Source organism: Kribbella flavida DSM 17836, assembly GCF_000024345.1.
Taxonomy (GTDB): Bacteria; Actinomycetota; Actinomycetes; order Propionibacteriales; family Kribbellaceae; genus Kribbella; species Kribbella flavida.
Window position 1 is genome coordinate 6,158,892 of record NC_013729.1, and the last position, 18,676, is coordinate 6,177,567.

At 70.6% G+C, this 18,676-nt stretch carries 15 protein-coding genes; 4 read left to right on the plus strand and 11 right to left on the minus strand.

The window, feature by feature from the left end; translation table 11 throughout:
- Positions 1–17 precede the first annotated feature (17 nt).
- From KFLA_RS28395 to KFLA_RS28405, 3 genes are all read left to right on the plus strand, one after another.
- On the plus strand, positions 18–548 hold the full coding sequence (locus KFLA_RS28395; protein WP_012923282.1) for a SigE family RNA polymerase sigma factor: 531 nt from the start codon (positions 18–20) through the stop codon (positions 546–548).
- Entirely contained in the window at positions 545–1,327 is a 783-nt protein-coding gene (locus tag KFLA_RS28400) for a hypothetical protein (RefSeq protein ID WP_012923283.1), read from the plus strand. The genes KFLA_RS28395 and KFLA_RS28400 overlap by 4 nt, the downstream gene beginning before the upstream one ends.
- A gap of 76 nt (positions 1,328–1,403) precedes the next feature.
- The gene (locus KFLA_RS28405) at positions 1,404–2,108 is read left to right on the plus strand and encodes a hypothetical protein (protein WP_012923284.1); all 705 of its coding nucleotides are present in this window, start codon (positions 1,404–1,406) and stop codon (positions 2,106–2,108) included.
- Between the two features lie 55 nt (positions 2,109–2,163).
- On the opposite strand, the gene KFLA_RS28410 is transcribed toward KFLA_RS28405, so the two are convergent.
- The 9 genes from KFLA_RS28410 to rsmI all read right to left on the minus strand — a co-directional run bounded on the left by KFLA_RS28410 (position 2,164) and on the right by rsmI (position 13,612).
- Positions 2,164–3,099, minus strand: coding sequence for a 4-(cytidine 5'-diphospho)-2-C-methyl-D-erythritol kinase (locus tag KFLA_RS28410; RefSeq protein ID WP_012923285.1), 936 nt, complete (start codon positions 3,097–3,099; stop codon positions 2,164–2,166).
- Positions 3,100–3,154: 55 nt separating this feature from the next.
- Positions 3,155–4,042, minus strand: coding sequence for a 16S rRNA (adenine(1518)-N(6)/adenine(1519)-N(6))-dimethyltransferase RsmA (gene rsmA, locus KFLA_RS28415; RefSeq protein WP_012923286.1), 888 nt, complete (start codon positions 4,040–4,042; stop codon positions 3,155–3,157).
- 13 nt (positions 4,043–4,055) lie between these two features.
- Positions 4,056–5,198 (minus strand): resuscitation-promoting factor, encoded by a 1,143-nt coding sequence (locus tag KFLA_RS39470; RefSeq protein ID WP_012923287.1) that lies wholly within the window; start codon positions 5,196–5,198, stop codon positions 4,056–4,058.
- 215 nt (positions 5,199–5,413) lie between these two features.
- Positions 5,414–6,028, minus strand: coding sequence for a nitroreductase family protein (locus KFLA_RS28425; protein ID WP_012923288.1), 615 nt, complete (start codon positions 6,026–6,028; stop codon positions 5,414–5,416).
- Positions 6,028–6,942: a TatD family hydrolase gene (locus tag KFLA_RS28430; protein ID WP_012923289.1), complete on the minus strand. Its 915-nt coding sequence runs from the start codon at positions 6,940–6,942 to the stop codon at positions 6,028–6,030. Before KFLA_RS28430 ends, KFLA_RS28425 begins: the two co-directional genes overlap by 1 nt.
- Before the next feature lie 14 nt (positions 6,943–6,956).
- Entirely contained in the window at positions 6,957–9,200 is a 2,244-nt protein-coding gene (locus KFLA_RS28435; RefSeq protein ID WP_012923290.1) for a hypothetical protein, read from the minus strand.
- A gap of 84 nt (positions 9,201–9,284) precedes the next feature.
- The gene (metG, locus tag KFLA_RS28440; protein ID WP_012923291.1) at positions 9,285–11,042 is read right to left on the minus strand and encodes a methionine--tRNA ligase; all 1,758 of its coding nucleotides are present in this window, start codon (positions 11,040–11,042) and stop codon (positions 9,285–9,287) included.
- A 114-nt stretch (positions 11,043–11,156) separates the two neighbouring features.
- A complete protein-coding gene (gene metG / locus KFLA_RS28445) occupies positions 11,157–12,728 on the minus strand; it encodes a methionine--tRNA ligase (RefSeq protein WP_012923292.1) in 1,572 nt (523 codons plus the stop codon).
- Between the two features lie 32 nt (positions 12,729–12,760).
- Positions 12,761–13,612 (minus strand): 16S rRNA (cytidine(1402)-2'-O)-methyltransferase, encoded by an 852-nt coding sequence (gene rsmI, locus KFLA_RS28450; RefSeq protein WP_063822857.1) that lies wholly within the window; start codon positions 13,610–13,612, stop codon positions 12,761–12,763.
- Between the two features lie 56 nt (positions 13,613–13,668).
- On the opposite strand from rsmI, the gene KFLA_RS28455 reads away from it, so the two are divergent.
- The gene (locus tag KFLA_RS28455; protein WP_012923294.1) at positions 13,669–15,342 is read left to right on the plus strand and encodes a dolichyl-phosphate-mannose--protein mannosyltransferase; all 1,674 of its coding nucleotides are present in this window, start codon (positions 13,669–13,671) and stop codon (positions 15,340–15,342) included.
- Positions 15,343–15,367: 25 nt separating this feature from the next.
- On the opposite strand, the gene KFLA_RS28460 is transcribed toward KFLA_RS28455, so the two are convergent.
- Entirely contained in the window at positions 15,368–16,024 is a 657-nt protein-coding gene (locus tag KFLA_RS28460; RefSeq protein ID WP_012923295.1) for a DUF1707 SHOCT-like domain-containing protein, read from the minus strand.
- A gap of 124 nt (positions 16,025–16,148) precedes the next feature.
- Positions 16,149–18,617, minus strand: coding sequence for a hypothetical protein (locus KFLA_RS28465; RefSeq protein WP_148256759.1), 2,469 nt, complete (start codon positions 18,615–18,617; stop codon positions 16,149–16,151).
- Positions 18,618–18,676 lie beyond the last annotated feature (59 nt).

Here is an 18,676-nt window from a genome sequence, read left to right on the forward strand (position 1 = left end):
CCGAAAGGAACAGACGTATGGGAGCCGTGAGCCGGGACGAGGACTTCTCTGCCTTCGTCCAGGCCAGTTCCGGCCGGCTGCTGCGGTACGCCCGGCTGCTGTGCGGTGATGCCGCGCAGGCCGAGGACTTGGTGCAGGCCGCGCTGGAAAAGGCCTACCCGCGGTGGGACCGGATCCGCGACGGTGAGCCCTACGCGTACGTCCGCCAGGTCGTGGTCAACCATCATCTGTCGTGGCTGCGGCGCCGGCCCTGGCGGGAGCGGTCGGCCGGCGACGCCGCGGACCTCGACCACAGCTCGCCGGCCCGGTTCGCCGACCCGATCGACGGACTGGTCACCGGGATGGTCATCTCGACGGCGCTGGACGTGCTGACCCGGCGCGAGCGAAGCGTCATCGTGCTGCGGTATCTCGAGGACCTGACGGAGAAGCAGACCGCCGAAGAGCTCGGGCTGGCGGTCGGCACGGTGAAGAGCGTGACGTTCCGGGCCTTGCGCAAGCTGCGGGTCTCGGCGCCACTCGGTGAGAGCTACGTCGGAGAGTCCACATGAGAGCTGAAGACCTGGCCGAGGCCCTGCAGGCCGAACCGATCGGCGATCCGCTCGATCCGGCCACAGTGATCGCGGGCTACCGGCGGCGGAGACGACGCAACCTCGCCGTCGCCGCTTCGACCGCCCTGGTCCTGGTGGTGCTGGGCGGCGGTGCCCAGCTGCTCGGCGGAGGCGCACCGAGCCCTCTGCCACCGGCAGCCCCGCCCAGTTCCGTGCCGACGGTCGCGCGGGCGCCGGGCGCCGCCGAGGCGGAACGGGCCTGCCGGGCCGAGGTCGCCGCCACCGCGAACCGCGCCCGTCGACCACCGAAGCCGAGCACGACGGCGCGGGTGGTGGCCGAGCAACGCGTCAACGCGACCGGGGGCCACCTCCTGGTGCTTGCCGACGACACCTCCTGGGTCGGGTGTGACACCGCGGCCGACGGCGGCAAAGCCGTGATCACCTCCGCCACCGACAACAACGCAGCGGTCGACGCAGGCACCTTCGCAGCGGCGTACAACGTGCTGAAGGTGAGCGGGACGCTGCGCTCCTACCGCTGGGCGGCCGGCGTTCTGCCTCCTGGAGTGGCAAAAGTTCGTTACACCTTCTGGGACGGCAGCCGGAGCGTGTCGCAGGCCAGGGATGGCTACTGGATCATGCAGCACGTGTCCGACGCGCCGGCGAGCGGAAACGACGTCACGCGTCCGATCCGGGTCGATCTGCTCGACGGCGGTGGCACTGTCACGAAGACCTACCAGGTCGACCCCACCGACTGCCCGCTGACGACTCGCGGTTGCTGAACCTGCGGACGACCAGAACCTTCTCGCCGCGGATCGCGTTCCTAGAGCGTCTTGCCACAACGAGAGGAAATGCCTGATGTTCACCGACCACCGAGGACCGCGAACCGGTTCCACCCGCTTGCTGATCGGCCTGGCCGTGGCCGCGATCTCCGCCACGGGGATCGCCGTCGCCGCGACTGCCCAGGCCGAGACCGCTGCGCCGGCCTCGAAGCCGGTCATCCGTCCGGTCGCCGCCGCGGCGACCTCAGCCACGGCCACGGCGGCCAACTTCCAGAACAGCCCGCGAGCACCGAAGCCCCTCGGTGCCTCCGGGCGGGCGGCACTGGGAGGCGGCTACTCGTTCCAGGTCGAGAACGACCAGTGGGCGGTCGTCGGGCGATCGAACGACGTCGTCTGGGATCGACTCACCGGTCCGGGTTCGCGGTACTCGTCGCTGGAGGTGAAGGTCTCGCCCGGTGGCCCGGTGCTGAACGCGATGTTCGCCCGCGCCGACGTGCACACGGTCGTCTACACCCACGGCTCCAAGGCCTGGTACGCCGCGGTGCACACCGTGCCTGGGGGCTGGGTCCAGGCTTCGGCGAAGCTGGCGGGGGTCAGCTACCGCGGCGAGGTCGCCGGTCCGCCGAAGACCGGTGACTTCGGCTTTGCCGTGTTCGCCTACGACCGCAGCGGCAAGCTGCTGGACCAGTTTCCCAAGAACCTCAAGGACCCGCTCAACGGCAAGCCGGGCCTGCCCAGGTCCTCCAACGGCTTCACGGTGCGGACGACAACGCTGCGCTGACCGGCACGCGGGCCGGTCAGCGCCCGCAGCCGGGCGCGGACGCGGACGCAATCCCCTACCTGTTGACGTTGGCCGGGAGGATGCGCGCGCCCGGGACCGGGCCTTCGGCCTGGCGGACCATGCGGCACAGGCCGGACTCGGCGAGTTCGACGGCGAGGTCGACCGCGCGGCGGCTGTCGGCGGCCAGGAACAGGCAGGTCGGGCCGGAGCCGGAGATCATCGCGGCCAGGGCGCCCTGGTCCAGGCCGAACTGCAGGGTGTCGCCGAGCTCGGGCCGCAGCGACAGGGCGGCCGCCTGCAGGTCATTGCTGATGGCAACCGCCAGCGCGGCGGAGCGGCCGGAGAGCAGGGCGGCGAGCAGCTCGGGGCGAACCTCCGGCGGCTCGACCCGGCGCAGCGGGCGGATCCGGTCGAGCTCGGCGTAGACCTCGGGCGTCGACAGGCCGCCGTCGGCGATCGCGAAGACCCAGTGGAACGTGCCGCGCGACATCACCTCGGTGACGTGCTCGCCGCGTCCCTGGCCCAGCGCGGTGTGCCCGACCAAGCAGAACGGCACGTCGCTGCCCAGTTCCGCCGCGAGGTGCTGGAGCTCGGACTGCGTCAGCTGCAGGCCCCACAGCCGGTTGCAGGCGACCAGGGTGGCCGCGGCGTCGGTGGATCCACCGGCCATGCCCCCGGCGACCGGGATGGTCTTGCGAATGCTCAGGTCGACGCCTTCCTCGACGTCGTACTCCGCCTGCAGCAGCCGGGCCGCGCGGACCGCCAGGTTCGAGTCGTCGGTCGGGACGTTCACGGCGAAGTCGCCGACCACCTCGACGGTGACCTCGGCGTCGTCCCGCACGGTCGCGGTGACGTCGTCGTACAGCGCGACGGCCTGGTACACCGTCGCGAGCGGGTGGAAGCCGTCCGGGCGCGGCGGACCGACGGACAGACCGAGATTGATCTTGGCCGGCGACCGGACCGTGACCTGGGCTGAAGGTGGCACGGGCACAGGCTAGGGCATCGGTTGGCGTGCCGCAGCGCAGGCGAGCCTCGGCGGCGAGCGGTCAGCCGCGCAGGTCGTGACGGGCTCCGGCCAGGGCTGCGAAGTCGGCGATGCCGAGCATCTCGCCGCGCAGTCCCGGGTCGACGCCGGCCGCGGCGAGCACGGCGTCCAGCGTGGGCCGGTCGGGGACCCAGCGGGCCAGCGCCGAGCGGATCGTCTTGCGCCGCTGCGAGAACGCCGCCTCGATCACCGCGAACACTTCTTGGCGGGACGCGCTCGTCGCCGGGGGCTCGCGCCGGGCGAAGGCGACCAGGCCGGAGTCGACATTCGGGGCCGGCCAGAACACGTTCCGCCCGATCGGCCCGGCCCGGCGCACCTCGGCGTACCAGGCGGCCTTCGCCGACGGTACGCCGTACGTGCGGGAGCCGGGTGGGGCGGCCAGCCGGTCGGCGACCTCGGACTGCACCATCACCAGCCCGTGCCGCAGCGACGGCGCGATCGCCAGCAGGTGGAGCAGCACCGGGACGGCAACGTTGTACGGCAGGTTGGCCACGCAGGCGGTCGGCGTGCCGATGGCCTCGGCCTGGACGGCCATCGCGTCGGCCTCGACCACGGTGAACCGGTCGGCCTGGGCCGGCGCGTAGGAGGCGATCGTGGCGGGCAGGGCGGCGGCCAGCAGCGGGTCGATCTCGACGGCGGTGACCCGGTGTCCCTCGGCCAGCAGCGCGAGGGTCAGCGATCCCAGCCCCGGCCCGATCTCGAGCACCGTCTCACCGGCCGGGTCGAGCTCGGCGGCGCGCACGATCCGGCGCACGGTGTTCGGGTCGATGACGAAGTTCTGGCCGCGCTGCTTGGTCGGGCGGAGCCCGAGCGACGCGGCCAGTGAACGCACGTCCGCCGGACCGAGAAGCCTCGGTCCGGCGGAGGTGGACGAATCAGCGCTGGTCACACAGGTCAGTGTGTCAGGCCCGCTTGCCGCAGACCGGCCAGTCGCCGTAGCCGCCGCGGGCGGCGCGGACCTTCTCGGCGATCGCGATCTGCTGCGCCTTGCTGGCCTGGTGCGCGTTGTTGGCGTACTTGTCGCCGCCGTAGGCCACCCAGGTCTGGTGGCTGAACTGCAGGCCGCCGTAGTACCCGTTGCCGGTGTTGATGTGCCAGTTGCCGCCGGACTCGCACTCGGCGATCCGGTCCCAGGCGCTGGTGTTGCCCACCGGCGGGTCGGCCGCCTCGGTGGTCTCCTCGTCCGGCGTGGACTCGGGCTCCGGCTCCGGCTTCGGCTTGGTGCCGATGGTGACCTTCTCGTCCACCGGCTCGGAAACGACCTTGCTCGCCAGCTTCTTGGTGCTGACCAGCTTGCCGTCCACGTAGGTGAGCACGTAGTCGACGGTCTTCTTGCCGGCGGTGCCCTCGACGGTCGTCTTGGTCTCGCCCTCGAGCAGCTGGGCCGACTTGGTCTCGACCTTCTCGAACGCGATCGACTCGGTCTTGGTGACCTTCCGGACGTCGACCCGGACCACGGTGATCCGGTTGACGCCCGGCTTCAGCGGCGTCGTCACCGCCGGGGTGACCCGGTCGTCGCGGTCGTAGCCGACCCGGGCGCCCTTCAGCGCCTCGCCGACCGTCATCGCCATCGACTTCACGGCGACGACCTTGCCCTGCCGGACGAACTGGACCGTCTTCGGCGTCCGGACCTCCAGCGCCAGTCCCTCACGCCCGATCGGGGCGCTGCGGCTGGTGGAGAGCAGGGCGCCGTCGTAGCGCAGGCCCAGGTCGGTCAGCGCCTCGTTCACGCTGTCGGCGGTGGTCCAGAAGCTCTTCTTGGTGCCGTCCTGGTTGACGGTCAGCTGGCGGCCGTACTGCACCGCGATCTCCTGACCGTCCTGCAGCTTGGCGTCCAGCGCGGGCGCGACCAGGTCACGCTCACCGACCTGGATCTTCTTCGCCTCGAGAGCGTCCGCCACCGTGGAGCCGAAGGTGTGCACGGTCTGCACCTGCCCGTCGATCGACAGGCTCACGGTCTTGCTCTTGCTCGCATAGGCCACGCTACCGCCTGCGACGGCGATCGCAGCCGTCGCACCGACGGCCGCAATGATGGACTTACGCACTCATGCTCCCAGGTAGAGCTACCCGGGCACGGGGGAGGACGGCGCAGGCGGACTCCGTAAGTCGCCGGGCCAAGGGCCCGGACACCGCGGTCTCCGCCGAGGGGCTGCCATCCGGAACCTTCCCCGATCCCGGCCAACGTCACGAGACAGTAACGAAGAAGTCGCGGCAGCGCCAATCGGCTCGTCGGCGTGGCGGAAAAAGTGTAACGAGCCGGTTACTCGGCGTGCCGGCCCCAGTGCCCCCGGTGCACCACTTCGGCGATGCTCCGGCGGCCGCGGCGCAGCGACGGCGAGCGCCGGTCCGGAGCCGGGTAGCCGATCGACAGCACCCCGACGAACTCGTACTCCGCCGGTACGCCGAACTCGTCCTTCAGATCACCCAGCAACTGGCTGGGAGCGCCGAAGAAGCAGGCCCCCAAGCCCTCGTCGACCACCGTCTGCAGCATCAGCAGCACCGCCATCCCGGTGTCCACGAACCAGTACGGCGCGGCCCAGCGCGACTCGTCCCGGTCGGTGCGGCCCTTGTCCGGTTCGGCGTACCGGTCGAGGTACGCGGCCTTGTCGGCGAAGGCCAGCACCAGCATCGGCGCCCGGCGCAGTCCTGTGACCCATCGCACATACTTCTCGTCGACGGCGGCGGCCGTGATCCGCCAGTACCGCTCCCGGTCGTCGCCTTCCAAGGTCAGGAAGGCCCAGCCCTGGCTGAAGCCCGCCGACGGTCCGCGCAGGCCGTTCGCGAGGATCCGCTCCCGGACGTCGGCCGGCACCGGCCGGTCCGGGTCGTAGTCGCGCACCATCCGGCGGCGCCGGACGACGTCGGAGAACTCCACTACCAGCGTCCGCCGAACGCCCGGTCGGCGTTGTCGGACAGCGCGCCGCACAGCTCGGCGACGGAGATGTTCAGCACGCCGGCCATCCTCCGGACGGTGTGCGGGACCAGGTACGACGCGTTCGGCTGACCGCGGTGCGGCGACGGGGTCAGGTACGGCGCGTCGGTCTCCACCAGGACCCGGTCCAGCGGGGTCACCGCCAGCGCGTCCCGCAGCGACTGGGCGTTCTTGAACGTCACCACCCCGGCGAAGCTGAGGAACGCCCCGCGCTCGACGCACCGGCGGGCGAACTCCGTGTCGCCGGAGAAGCAGTGCATCACCACCCGGTCCGGAACGCCTTCGGTGTCCAGGATCGCGAGGATGTCGTCGTGCGCGTCGCGGTCGTGGATCATCAGCGTCTTGTCCAGCCGCTTGGCCAGCTCGATGTGCGCCGCGAACGACTCGTGCTGCGCGGCCCGGCCGTCCTCGCCGGTGCGGAAGTAGTCCAGCCCGGTCTCGCCGATCACCCGGACCTTGGCCGAGGCCGCCGCGAGCCGCTCGATCTCGGCCAGCGCGCTGTCCAGCTCACCGGCGGCCTTCAGCTTGGGCGCCTCGTTCGGGTGCAGGGCGACGCCGGCGATCAGGTTCGGGTACTGCTCGGCGGCCTCGACCGCCCAGACCGCGCCCGGCAGGTCGCAGCCGACCTGGACGATCCGGGTCACGCCGACCGAGGCGGCCAGCTTGATCGCCTCCGCGGCCCCGAGCCAGGCGCCGTCCTCGCCGTCGGCGATGTCCAGGTGGCAGTGCGCGTCGACCACGCTCATCGGCAACGGGTCGGGCAACGCCGGCCGGCTGCGGTCCCGGGACCGGCCGTCCTCCCCGATCGCAGCGCGTTCCCGCGTCGGACGGTCGACCTCCACACCCTCGGTAGACATGCCGCCCAGCCTACTTACCGCAGCCGGTAGATCCGTACGTCGGAGTTCGCGTACGCCGGGACGGCCAGCCGCTCCAGCGCGGGTGAGACCGGCCCGGCCCGCAGGTCGGCGATGATCCAGTCCACACCGACCTGGTCGCGCAGCCGGGTGAGCAGCGCCGGCGTGGGGCGGCGGACGGCGTCCAGGCTGTCCTGCAAGCGATCCGGCCACGGCGGCGGCTGGAGCAGGAAGCTGTTCGTGTTCCGGGTCGCCTCGAGGTTCCTCGGTGCGTAGGCCCAACCGCCCAGGTACTGCTGGACCCCGCTCAGCCCGGACACCCAGAACGCGTCGTCCGGGCAGCCGGGCCGGTAGGGCGCCGGCAGGCAGAACACGTTGCTGACGGCCACATCACCGGTCTGGGCGTGCTCGCTCAACCAGAGCATCGCCTGCTGCTCGTTCTCGGTGAGGTAGACCCGGGACTCGGTGTTGGCGACCACCGGGCGGTCCGAGTACGCGTTGTACAGGTTGGTGGAGAAGGCGGCGAGCTGTTTCGGCAGGCCGGCCGCGACGACCAGCGCGATCACCTGCAGTACCGCCAGGGACCGGGAGCCGTTCCGGGTGAGCGCCACCACCGCAACCCCCACCACGGCGAGGAGCTGGAACGGCACCACCAGCGCCAGGATCGACCGGGCGACCGTCGTGGTCACCTCCGGCACGTCGAACCAGAACAGCCGGATCACCCAGGCGGTCACGAAGCCCGCGATCGCCGCGACCAGCACCGGCCGCCACCGGGTGGTGCCGTCGACCAGCGTGGCGGCCACCGCGACCGTGCCGACCACGCCGAGCGCCGTCACGGTCCTGACGAAGTGGTACTCCGAGTAGCCGGTGTGCGAGAACACCATGGTGATCCCTGTCCCGGCCGTCACACAGCCCGCCAGCCACCAGTACGCCGGGTCGCGGCGCACGGGGCTGACCGTCGTACCGAGCAGGGACAGCAGGCGGGTGGAGTTGACCAGCAGGTAGTAGCCCAGCAGGGTGGCGGCGAACAGCAGCAGCCGCGGCGTGCCGGACTCGATCGACGGCAGGAGCCAGCCGCCCGTGGCCGGGTAGGACCGGTCGCCGGTCACCGAGGCGTAGAACGGCTGCACCCGCAGCGCGGCCAGCACCTGGATCCGGCTGCCTCCCGTGCTCCCGGTCAGCGTGGGGATCGCGGCGGCGAAGAACGCACCGGCCAGCCCGAAGAGCGCGATGACCCGCCAGGGCGGCTTGCGCTCCCTGATCCAGGCGAACCCTCCGACGACGGTTGCACCCACGAGCATGATCGGCAGCAGCGTTGGCTTGGTCCCGGTCGCCAGCCCGATCATCAGAATCAGCGCGACCCAGGTACCGGGGGTGCTCTGCTTGCGCAGGATGAGCACGGTCGGCCCGACCAGCCCCAGCATCACGAGCGCGGCGAGAGCACCGGTCGGACCCTGGATCACCTGGGCAGGCGACGCGTCCAAGCCGGGCCTGGCCGCGAGCTGCAGGGTGCCGGGCAGCACCCCGGTCAGCGCACCGGCCACGGCACCGGCCCAGGTCTTGCCGGTCAACGCCTCCGCGGCCGCCCAGCCGGCCATGACCAGGCTGAGCACGAAGGTGACTGGCCACAGGTGCATCAGGACGTGCGACGGCTCGGCGCTGGCCATCACCGACTGCCCGGCCATCGACGCGTTGGCAAACCAGTGGTAGATCAGCGGCTCGCCCAGGACGGACGGATCGGACGGGGTGACGTCGTTCCGGAGCATCTGGATCAGTCCGAGCTGGTACCAGATGTCCTGGTGGCGGTGGAAGGCGACCGGGGGCAGCGGCCAGGTCCGGAGCACGCCCACCGCTGTGCGCAGTACCGCCAGAAGCAGCAGGGTGGCCAGTACGGGCTGCCACCAGCCTGGTGAGGACGGCCACGTCAGCTGCCGCCGTAGTGGCGGTGCCAGCAGGAAGACGAGCAGGAACGCCAGCACCACGACCCACTGGAGAGCGGGCACCCCCAGCGCGGTGCAGACCGCCCAGACGGCCAGCTGCCAGGAGATCCCGAGCACAGCGCCGAACCCGAGGTCCTGCGGCAGCGACCGGCCACCGGTCAGCGCGCGCCACAGGAGGAGACCCGGGAGCTGCACCGACAGCAGCCAGGTGATCAGGTAGCGAATGGTCTCCGTGACCGGATCACCCAGGCCGGCCAGCAGTACGACGGTGACGACGGGCAAGGCGAGCCAGAGGGCGGGCCGGAGCGCACGCACGGGCATCGGGGTTCCTGCAACTCACACCAGGCGACAAGTTGTCGCAGCTTAACCAACCCCGCGCTGTGTCGTACTGCCCCGGCCACGGGATCACGCCAGCCGGGCGAGCTCCTCGTCCACCACCGACGGCGGCAGCTTCGCGAACACCGGCCGCGGTGGCGCCACCGGCGTCCCCGGTACCACGGGCCGCGACCGCCACGCCGCCGCCCGGCCGTAGTTGCCCGTGATCACCGGGTAACCGGGACCTCCGTCGAGGTCGGCCACGTCGCGGATCTCCGGCCGGTCGGTGACCGCGCCGGTCCCGCCGAGCGTCTCGTGCACCTGCTGCGCGGAGTGCGGCAGGAACGGCGTCAGCAGAACATTGCTGTCGGCAACCACCTGCGCGGCGACGTGCAGGATCGTGCCCTGCCGGACCGGGTCCGACTGCTTCCACGGCGCCTGCTGGGACAGGTACTGGTTCGCCTCCGTGGCGACCCGGAGCGCGGCGCCGACCGCCTGCCGGAGCCGGTGGTGCTCCAGGTGCTCGCCGACCGTGCCGAACGCAGCCCGGCTGCGCGCGAGCAGCTCGTGGTCGGCGGTGGTCAGCTCGCCGGCGGCCGGGATCGCGCCGAAGTTCTTGGCGATCATCGAGGCGGTGCGGTTGACCAGGTTGCCCCAGGTACCGACCAGCTCGTCGTTGGTCCGGCGGACGAACTCGGCCCAGGTGAAGTCGGTGTCCTGGCTCTCCGGTCCGGCGGCCGCGACGAAGTAGCGCAGCGCGTCGGGGCCGTACCGCTCCAGCACGTGGCGAACGGAGATGACCACCGAGCGGGACGAGGAGAACTTGCGCCCCTCCATGGTGAGGAACTCGCTGCTGACCACCTCGGTCGGCAGGTTGAGCGCGCCGTACCGGCCGGGGTTCGGGGTGTTGTACCCAAGCAGCTCGGCCGGCCAGATCTGGGCGTGGAAGGTGATGTTGTCCTTGCCCATGAAGTAGTACGAGAGCGCGGTCGGGTCGCACCACCAGGCCCGCCAGGCGTCCGGGTCGCCGGTCCGGCGGGCCCACTCGATGCTGGCCGAGAGGTAGCCGATGACCGCGTCGAACCAGACGTACAGGCGCTTGGCCGGGTTCTCCTGCCAGCCGGGCAGCGGGACCGGGATGCCCCAGTCGATGTCCCGGGTGATCGCCCGCGGCCGGACGTCGTCCAGCAGGTTCAGGGCGAACTTGAGCACGTTCGGGCGCCAGTCGGTGCGGGTCTGCAGCCAGGAGCCGAGCGCGTCGGCCAGCGCCGGCAGGTCGAGGAAGAAGTGCTCGGTCTCCACGAACACCGGCGTCTCGCCGTTGATCCGGCTGCGCGGCTCCCGCAGGTCGATCGCGTCCAGCTGGTTACCGCAGTTGTCGCACTGGTCGCCGCGCGCCGCGTCGTACCCGCAGATCGGGCAGGTGCCCTCGATGTACCGGTCGGGCAGAGTCCGGCCGGTGGACGGCGAGATCGCGCCCATCGCCGTCCGCGGCACCAGGTACCCGTTGCGGTGAACCGTACGGAACAGCTCCTGCGCGACGGCGTAGTGGTTGCCGGTGGTGGTCCGGGTGAACAGGTCGTACGACAGCCCGAGCCCGTGCAGGTCCTCGACGATCATCCGGTTGTACCGGTCGGCCAGCTCCCGCGGGCTGACCCCTTCCCGCTCCGCCTGCACCAGGATCGGCGTACCGTGCTCGTCGGTCCCCGACACCATCAGCACGTCGTTCCCGGCCATCCGCTGGTACCGGCTGAACACGTCCGCCGGAACACCGAACCCCGAAACATGCCCGATGTGCCGAGGCCCGTTCGCGTAGGGCCACGCCACCGCCGCCAGGATGTGCACCATCCGCCGACTGTAGAACCCCGTTGAGCCTCCGGGCGATCGAATTGCCTGGGGCAACCCAGCCCCGGAACCGAAGCCGCCGCTGTCTGCTTCGCGGCGGCCTCGGTCCGTCGTGGCTCAGGCTTCTTCGGTCAGGCGGGGGAAGAGGGCTTCGCCCTTGGTGAGGGTGGAGCCGGCGGGCAGCTGGCCCCACGTGCCCGCCGACGGGATGCGCTGGTCGGCGAGGGGGCCGAGCTTGGCCTCGGCGCCGAGCAGGGTCCAGAGCTTGGTGGCGGTCTTGGGCATCGTCGGGTGGTGCAGGACGGCGACGGCGCGCAGGACCTCGGCGGAGGTGTACAGAATGGTGGCCAGGCGGGCCCGCTGGGACTCGTCCTTGGCGACCTTCCACGGCTCCTGCTCGGAGACGTAGCCGTTCACCGCGCCGACCAGGTCGTTGACCGCGGCCAGCGCGTCGTGGAACGCCAGGGTGTCGATCGCCCGGTCCGCGGCGGCGACGGTCTCGGCGAGCTTGTCGGCCAGCGCCTGCTCGGCCGGGCCGTGGTCGGTGGGCTCGGGCAGCTCGCCGTCGAAGTACTTGCCGACCATGGCCGCGATCCGGGAGGCCAGGTTGCCCAGGCCGTTGGCCAGCTCGGAGGTGTAGACCGCGTTCAGGTGCTCCCAGGAGAACGAGCCGTCCGCGCCGAACTGGATCGTGCGCAGGAAGTAGTACCGGAACGCGTCGGAGCCGAAGTGGTCGGTGATCTCCTTCGGCGCGATCGCGGTCAGTTTCGACTTGCTCATCTTCTCGCCGCCGACCAGCAGCCAGCCGTGCGCGAAGACCTGCTTCGGCACCGGCATGCCGGCGGCGATCAGCATCGCCGGCCAGATCACCGCGTGGAAGCGGAGGATGTCCTTGCCGACCAGGTGCACGTCGGCCGGCCAGAGCTCGGCGAAGCGGTCCGGGTCGGCGCCGTAGCCCGCGGCCGTCGCGTAGTTGAGCAGCGCGTCGACCCAGACGTAGAGCACGTGGTCGGAGTCCCACGGGACCGGGATGCCCCAGTCGAAGGTCGAACGGGTGATCGACAGGTCCTGCAGACCCTGCTTGACGAACGCGATCACCTCGTTGCGGGCGCTGCTCGGCGCGACGAACTCCGGGTGCGTCTCGTACAGCTCCAGCAGCTTGTCGGCGTACGCCGAGAGCCGGAAGAAGTAGTTCGTCTCCGAGACCGTCTCCAGCTCGGTGCCGTGGATCATGCACCGCTGGGTGCCGTCGTCGTCGGTGCGGATGTCGGCCGGCAGCTTGAACTCCTCGCAGCCGACGCAGTACAGGCCCTCGTACTCGCCCTTGTAGACGTCGCCCTGGTCGTACAGCGCCTGGACGAACTCCTGGACCCGCTCGGTGTGCCGCGGCTCGGTGGTCCGGATGAAGTCGTCGTACGCGATGTCGACGTCCACCCAGGCCGGCTTCCAGGCCTGCTCGACCAGCTTGTCGGTCCACTCCTGCGGGGACATGCCCTGCGCCTGGGCGCTGCGCAGCACCTTCTCACCGTGCTCGTCGGTACCGGTCAGGTACCACTTGCGCTCGCCGCGCTGGGCGTGCCAACGGGTCAGGACGTCCCCGGCCACCGTCGTGTACGCGCTGCCGATGTGCGGCGCGGCCGTGACGTAGTAGATCGGAGTGGTGACGTAGTAAGCCTTCTCGCCGGACATACCTCCAGCGTAGTGGGCCTGACCAGGTGCTTTTACCGGGGTTCGCGCGCAGCCAGTACGGCGTCGTACACCGTCCGCTTCGGTACGCCGAACCGCTTCGCGACGTCGCCGATCGCCTGCTTGCGCGGCGTCCCGGCCTCCTCGTCGGCCGCCACCTCGGCCGCCAGCTCCGCCGGCCCCAGCCGCCGGGCGGACGGATCGGCCCCGGAGACCACCACGGTGATCTCCCCGCGCACCCCGTCGGCAGCCCACTCGGCCAGTTCCCCGACCGGACCCCGCTTCACCTCTTCGTACGTCTTGGTCAGCTCCCGGCACACCGCCGTCCGCCGGTCGGCCCCGAACGCCTCGGCCATCGCCTGCAGCGAGGCCGCCAGCCGGTGCGGCGCCTCGAAGAACACCATGGTGCGCCGCTCGCCGGCCAGCTCCTGCAACTGCTTCGACCGCTCCCCCGGCTTCCGCGGCAGGAACCCCTCGAACGTGAACCGGTCCACCGGCAGCCCGCTCAGCGCCAGCGCGGTCAGCACCGCCGACGGCCCCGGCACCGCCGTCACCTGGATGTCCGCCTCGATCGCCGCCGCGACCAGCCGGTACCCCGGGTCCGACACGCTCGGCATGCCCGCGTCGGTCACCACCACCACGGTCTGCCCCTCGACCAGCGCCGCCACCAGGTCGACGGTCCGCTCCCGCTCGTTGCCCTCGAAGAAGCTCGTCACCCGCCCGCCGACGGTGATGCCGAGCTCACTGGTCAGCCGCCGCAACCGCCGGGTGTCCTCGGCCGCCACCACGTCCGCCTCCGCCAGCACCCGCGCCAACCGCGGCGTGGCATCCCCCAGATCCCCGATCGGAGTCCCCGCCAAGATCAGTCGCCCAGTCACGTCGGCCATCATCGCAGCCCTTCCACGTGGTGCCGGGAGGCGGTGGGACTGGGGGGCTCCGTACGATGGCGGGCGTGACTGCCGTGATCGAGAACCAGGGGGCGGACTCCGCGCAGACGCGGGAGACGCTGGGCCGGGACGCGTTCGGGCGCCGGCTGCCGCCGGTGAAGCAGCGGCTGTACCCGCCGATGCCGCGGGACTTCGACGGCGGCTGGATCGCCACGCTGGCGATCACCGCGTTCGCGGCGATCCTGCGGTTCTGGAACCTGGGCAACCCGGTGAAGTTCGTCTTCGACGAGACGTACTACGCCAAGGACGCGTTCTCGCTGCTCAAGTTCGGCTACGCGCGGCAGTTCATCGACAAGCCCGAAGGCATCGCCGACAAGCAGATCCTGGCCGGCAACCTGGACGTCTTCAAGGACACCCCGAGCCTGACCGTGCACCCCGAGGTCGGCAAGTGGATGATCGCGGCCGGTGAGCACCTGTTCGGCATGAACAGCTTCGGCTGGCGGTTCATGCCGGCCCTGTTCGGCACGCTGACCGTGCTGCTGGTGATCCGCACCGTGCGCCGGATGACCCGGTCGACGCTGATCGGCTGCATTGCCGGTCTGCTGCTCGCGGCCGACGGCCTGCACTTCGTGATGTCGCGGGTCGCGCTGCTCGACATCTTCCTGGCGTTCTGGCTGGTCGCGGCCGTCTCCTGCCTGGTCGCCGACCGCGACTGGACCCGCCGCCGGCACGCCGAGTCCCTGGACGACGGCACCGGCCCGGGCGGACGGCGTACGGTCGGCCGGCTGCTGCTGGTCCGGCCCTGGCGGATCGCGGCCGGTGTCTGCTTCGGCCTGGCGCTCGGGACGAAGTGGTCGGCGGTGTGGGTGATCGCCGGTTTCGGCTTGCTGGTCTTCGCCTGGGACCTCGGCGCCCGGCGGGCGATCGGCGTGCCGCGCGCGTTCTGGCGGTCCGTGCTGGTCGACGGCGTGCCGGCGTTCGTCAGCATCGTGCTGGTCGGCATCGTCACCTACACCGCGACCTGGACCGGCTGGCTGCTGAACGACAACGCCTACGACCACGACTACGCCTCGAAGAACCCGGCGCAGGGCGTGATGAAGGTGGTGCCCGACGACTTCCGGTCGCTGATCCACTACCACCAGGAAGTCCTGGCCTTCCACACCGGCGACTACATCAACAACGCCACCCACCCGTACTCGTCGCACCCGGCCGAGTGGCCGATCGTCGGCCGCCCGATCGGCTTCGACGCGGTGAACGACATCAAGCCCGGGACCGGCGGCTGCACCGCCCCGGCCGGAACGAACTGCCTGTCGGTGATCTCCGCGATCGGTACGCCGCTGCTGTGGTGGGGCGGCGCGCTGGCGCTGATCGCCTCGCTGGTGCTGTGGATCGCGCAACGCGACTGGCGGTTCGGCATCCCGATCGTCGGCTACCTGACCTGCTGGCTGCCCTGGTTCTTCTTCGACGACCGGCCGATCTTCTTCTTCTACGCGGTGACGATGGTCCCGTTCACGGTGATGGCGCTGGCGCTGGTGCTCGGCAAGATCCTCGGCCCGGCCAGGACGGCCCTGGAGGCGCCCAGCTCGCGCCGGCTGATCGGCAGCGCGGTCGTCGGCGCCTTCGTCGTCCTGGTCGTGCTCAACTTCGCCTACATCTGGCCGATCCTGACCGACAAGGTCCTGCCGCACCCCGACTGGCTCAACCGGATGTGGTTCAAGTCCTGGATCTGACCCCGACCGCGACGGCCGGGCCCGGTTACTGGTCGAGCTTGTCGCGGCCCTTGGGTTTCTTGGGCTTGTGGACCTTGCCGCCGACGCCGCCGAACAGGGCCAGGCCCTTGAGCACGACGACCGGGGCGGTGGGATCGATCTCGTCCTTGCGGCCGGTGGTGCCGAAGCCGCCCATGATGCCGACGCCCTGGCTGCGGAGCTCGACGCCCGGCGGCACGGTGACGTCGACGCCGCCGAAGATCGCGAACGCGTAGACGGTCACCTCGCGGCCTTCGAAGACCGCGTCGGCCATGTTCAGGTCGCAGCCGCCGAACAACGCCAGCGCGTTGGTCCGCCGCTTCACCCGCCAGCGCCCCTTGCGCTCACCGGCGCCGAAGATGCCGACGACGAAGTCGAAGCTGTCCTGCGGGTTGGCCGGCTCCTCGATCGGCACCCGCGAGGTCGAGTGCGCCGGGGCCGCCGGGCGGAACGGCTGCCCGGGCACTGCCAGGTCCAGCGTGATCGGCTCCAGCTCGCCGAGGGTCCGGGCGTGCAGTGCCTGCTCGAGCCGTTCGGCGTGCTCGTCCTGGGTGAGCCGGCCGGCCATCAACGCGTCCCGCAGCACCTCGACCACCTGGTCCCGGTCGCTGTCGGAGGCCCGCAGGTGCGCGTGCGGGGCGGACCGCTCCGGCAAGTTCTCCATGGCCTCGACGATAGCGCCCGCTCCAGCCACCCGGAACGGGAATTCCGGTCTTCCAGGTATCGCCGCCACCGACTCCGGGGCAACCCCAGGGTTTCCCCTGATGGCTGCGCCCCATCGGCACGAGTCAGAGCGGCTCAGATGAGGCCGGGCCGTTCCCGGCGGCATTGCGCAGGTCCGTCAACTGGTCCGGATCCGCCCTCAGCTCCTCGGTCAGGCGTCGCAGTCCCGGATCGTTCGGCAGTGTCCCGTCCGGGATGCCGGCGAGCAGCCGTGCGAGCTCGTATGTCGTACCGACGCCGGCCGAAGTCAGTCGCTCCTGCCAGTACGGCGTGAGCGTGTCCGGCAGGGGCTGGTTGAAGGACGAAGAGGCAAGCGAGTAACAAAGCTTCCACGGCTGCGAGTCCGGAGCGATCATCTCGGCCAGCCGCTGCTGCTGGGCCCGCTCGAGCGGATCCGCCGGGAACGTCGGAGTGACGAGCCCTGCCAGCAGGTCACTGGTCCAGCGCTGGTCCTCCTCCAACAGGTAGAGCCGGTAGCTGTAGTCGGTGTAGGCGTTCGGGGCCTTGGAGTTTCCGCGCAACCAGACCTCGCCGCCGACCTGGATCCCGTCGGCGGCGCCGCCGGACCACGTCGACTCGAACGACACCTCGACTCCGATGCCGAAGTCCGCCTCGCCCTTGATTCCGAGCAGCTCGGCCTCCATTCCCGCCGATACCAAGGTGCTGAGGTCGAAGGTGAAGCCGTGCTCGGTGGTCTTCGACGTCGTCGTTCCGAAGGTGGCGACCGTCTTGCTGTCGAAGCCCCATGACCCGGTGAGGTACCCGGTACCGTGCCCGAGATCGATGATGGAGCGCCGCCGCAACGCCTGGGCTTCGTCCGCGCTCAGAACGTAGCTGTCCAGGCGGCCCGGCACCGGCCGGAAGTCGGGGTTCATCAAGTACGGGACCGCGTACAGCGACACGTTGGTCGGCTCGAGCTGGTACACCGCCACTGTTCCGTCCAGCAGGTTGCCGCCGGCATCTTGATAGTTGTACTGGTAACCGGTCCAGTCGGCGTTCTGGAACACCAGGACACCGGCCGGCTGGACCGAGTAGGGCTGGGTCTGGCCGTCTCCCTCGATCTCGGCGCCGGCGACGACGGTGGCGACGGTCTGCGTCGTCTTCAGCTTGGTGTAGGCCCCTTTGTACGCCAGCTCGGCAGATCCCTCGACCTGGAGCCAACCCTTGGCCTCACCGATGATCGGGATCTCGACGCCGCTGGTCGCCTTGACTGTCGCCTTCGTCACGAGCCCGGCCGACCAGGTCAGCTCCAGCCCGGTCGTGCGGTTCTGCGTCCCGGCGAACGTCGCCTGCGAGTATCCAGGGCCGTTGAAGTACCGGAACGGGTCGTACCGGTCGGGCATGTTGAGGTTCTCGTTCGGGATCGGTGGCGGTCCTTCGATGATCCCGACGAGGAGCTCGCGGCCCTCCACCACCGGGCAGGCGGTCCGGACGAGGTAGCGCCAGACGCCGGCGCCGGCCAGCTCGCCGAGTTGCCCGTTGCCGTTGTAGTACAGAACTCCGGCCCGGAGCGGAACTTTGGCGTCGACCAGCTTCGGGTTGTTCTCGCTGGGCGACGTGGCAACCTCGCCCGGGAGAACGACCACCCGGAAGGCGTTGCCGCCGTAGTTGACATGCTTGGACTTGCCCTTGCTCATCTGGTCGATCACCGCCAGCGACCTGTCGGCCGCGCCGACGATCCAGTCCGACGGCGAAATCGGCTCGGGATCGGTCAGCCCGGTGAGACCGACCGCGGTGTTCGTGTACCACCTGACCTGCCCGGCATGGTCGAAGTAGGACAGCAGGACCGAGTTGTCGGGCAGCACCTGGACCGAGGCGAACCTCAGTCCCCGTCCGGCCCAGCGTTGCCGGTGCTCGACCAACGAGCCGACCGTGAAGGCGTGCTCGATCGGCGCGACCCAGCAACCGATCCGGAACAGCTCGCCGTCCTTGCGCTTGGCAACCACTACGAGAACCGGGCCCAGGTCGCCGGGGCCCACGACCACGTCGCAGCTGACCTCGCAGCCGTCCGCGTCGAGGCTGCCGGCGCCGGACCCGCTCGACAGCGGCAGCGGCGTCGTGCGAACGGTAACCCCCTGCATCCAGGTCGGCTGGTCGAGTGCGGCCCATGGCACGGCAACGATCTGCAGGCTGGCCGGCCGGTGCGGCGTGGCGCCGACCAGCAGCACACCGTCGGCCAGCGCCGCCGCGCCGAAGGTCCGCATCATCTGGATCGGACCGGACGGAGTCGTCAATTGCCGTACCGGCAGCCGGCTCGTGACGCCGTCCGGCAGGTGGTCGGCGGAGTACCAGAGGTTGTCGGTCCGCGGCTGTCGATAGAACACGTGCCGGATCTGGTCCGCGCCCTCGGCCCGGTTCACCACCACCTGAACCGGGCGGCCGGAGTCCGGCGCGGCGGACGAGGTGGTCAACTTCGTCCGGACGCCGTTGCCGTGGCCGTCGGCGTGGTAACGCCACAGGCATCCTTCGCCGCAGATGTAGGCGTAGACGGCTCCGTCCGGCATCGTGACCGCGCTGACATTGGCGACCGGCATGATCATCACCACTTTCTGTGATCAGAAAATGACGATAGGTAATGAACTCGCCGATGTCA

Excerpts from the sequence above, each read along its gene's own strand:
- KFLA_RS28395 (WP_012923282.1), top strand. The coding sequence starts at position 18 with ATGGGAGCCGTGAGCCGGGACGAGGACTTCTCTGCCTTCGTCCAGGCC.
- KFLA_RS28400 (WP_012923283.1), top strand. The coding sequence starts at position 545 with ATGAGAGCTGAAGACCTGGCCGAGGCCCTGCAGGCCGAACCGATCGGC.
- KFLA_RS28405 (WP_012923284.1), top strand. The coding sequence starts at position 1,404 with ATGTTCACCGACCACCGAGGACCGCGAACCGGTTCCACCCGCTTGCTG.
- KFLA_RS28430 (WP_012923289.1), bottom strand. The coding sequence starts at position 6,942 with ATGTCTACCGAGGGTGTGGAGGTCGACCGTCCGACGCGGGAACGCGCT.
- KFLA_RS28435 (WP_012923290.1), bottom strand. The coding sequence starts at position 9,200 with ATGCCCGTGCGTGCGCTCCGGCCCGCCCTCTGGCTCGCCTTGCCCGTC.
- metG (WP_012923291.1), bottom strand. The coding sequence starts at position 11,042 with ATGGTGCACATCCTGGCGGCGGTGGCGTGGCCCTACGCGAACGGGCCT.
- metG (WP_012923292.1), bottom strand. The coding sequence starts at position 12,728 with ATGTCCGGCGAGAAGGCTTACTACGTCACCACTCCGATCTACTACGTC.
- rsmI (WP_063822857.1), bottom strand. The coding sequence starts at position 13,612 with ATGGCCGACGTGACTGGGCGACTGATCTTGGCGGGGACTCCGATCGGG.
- KFLA_RS28455 (WP_012923294.1), top strand. The coding sequence starts at position 13,669 with ATGGCGGGCGTGACTGCCGTGATCGAGAACCAGGGGGCGGACTCCGCG.
- KFLA_RS28460 (WP_012923295.1), bottom strand. The coding sequence starts at position 16,024 with ATGGAGAACTTGCCGGAGCGGTCCGCCCCGCACGCGCACCTGCGGGCC.
- KFLA_RS28465 (WP_148256759.1), bottom strand. The coding sequence starts at position 18,617 with ATGCCGGTCGCCAATGTCAGCGCGGTCACGATGCCGGACGGAGCCGTC.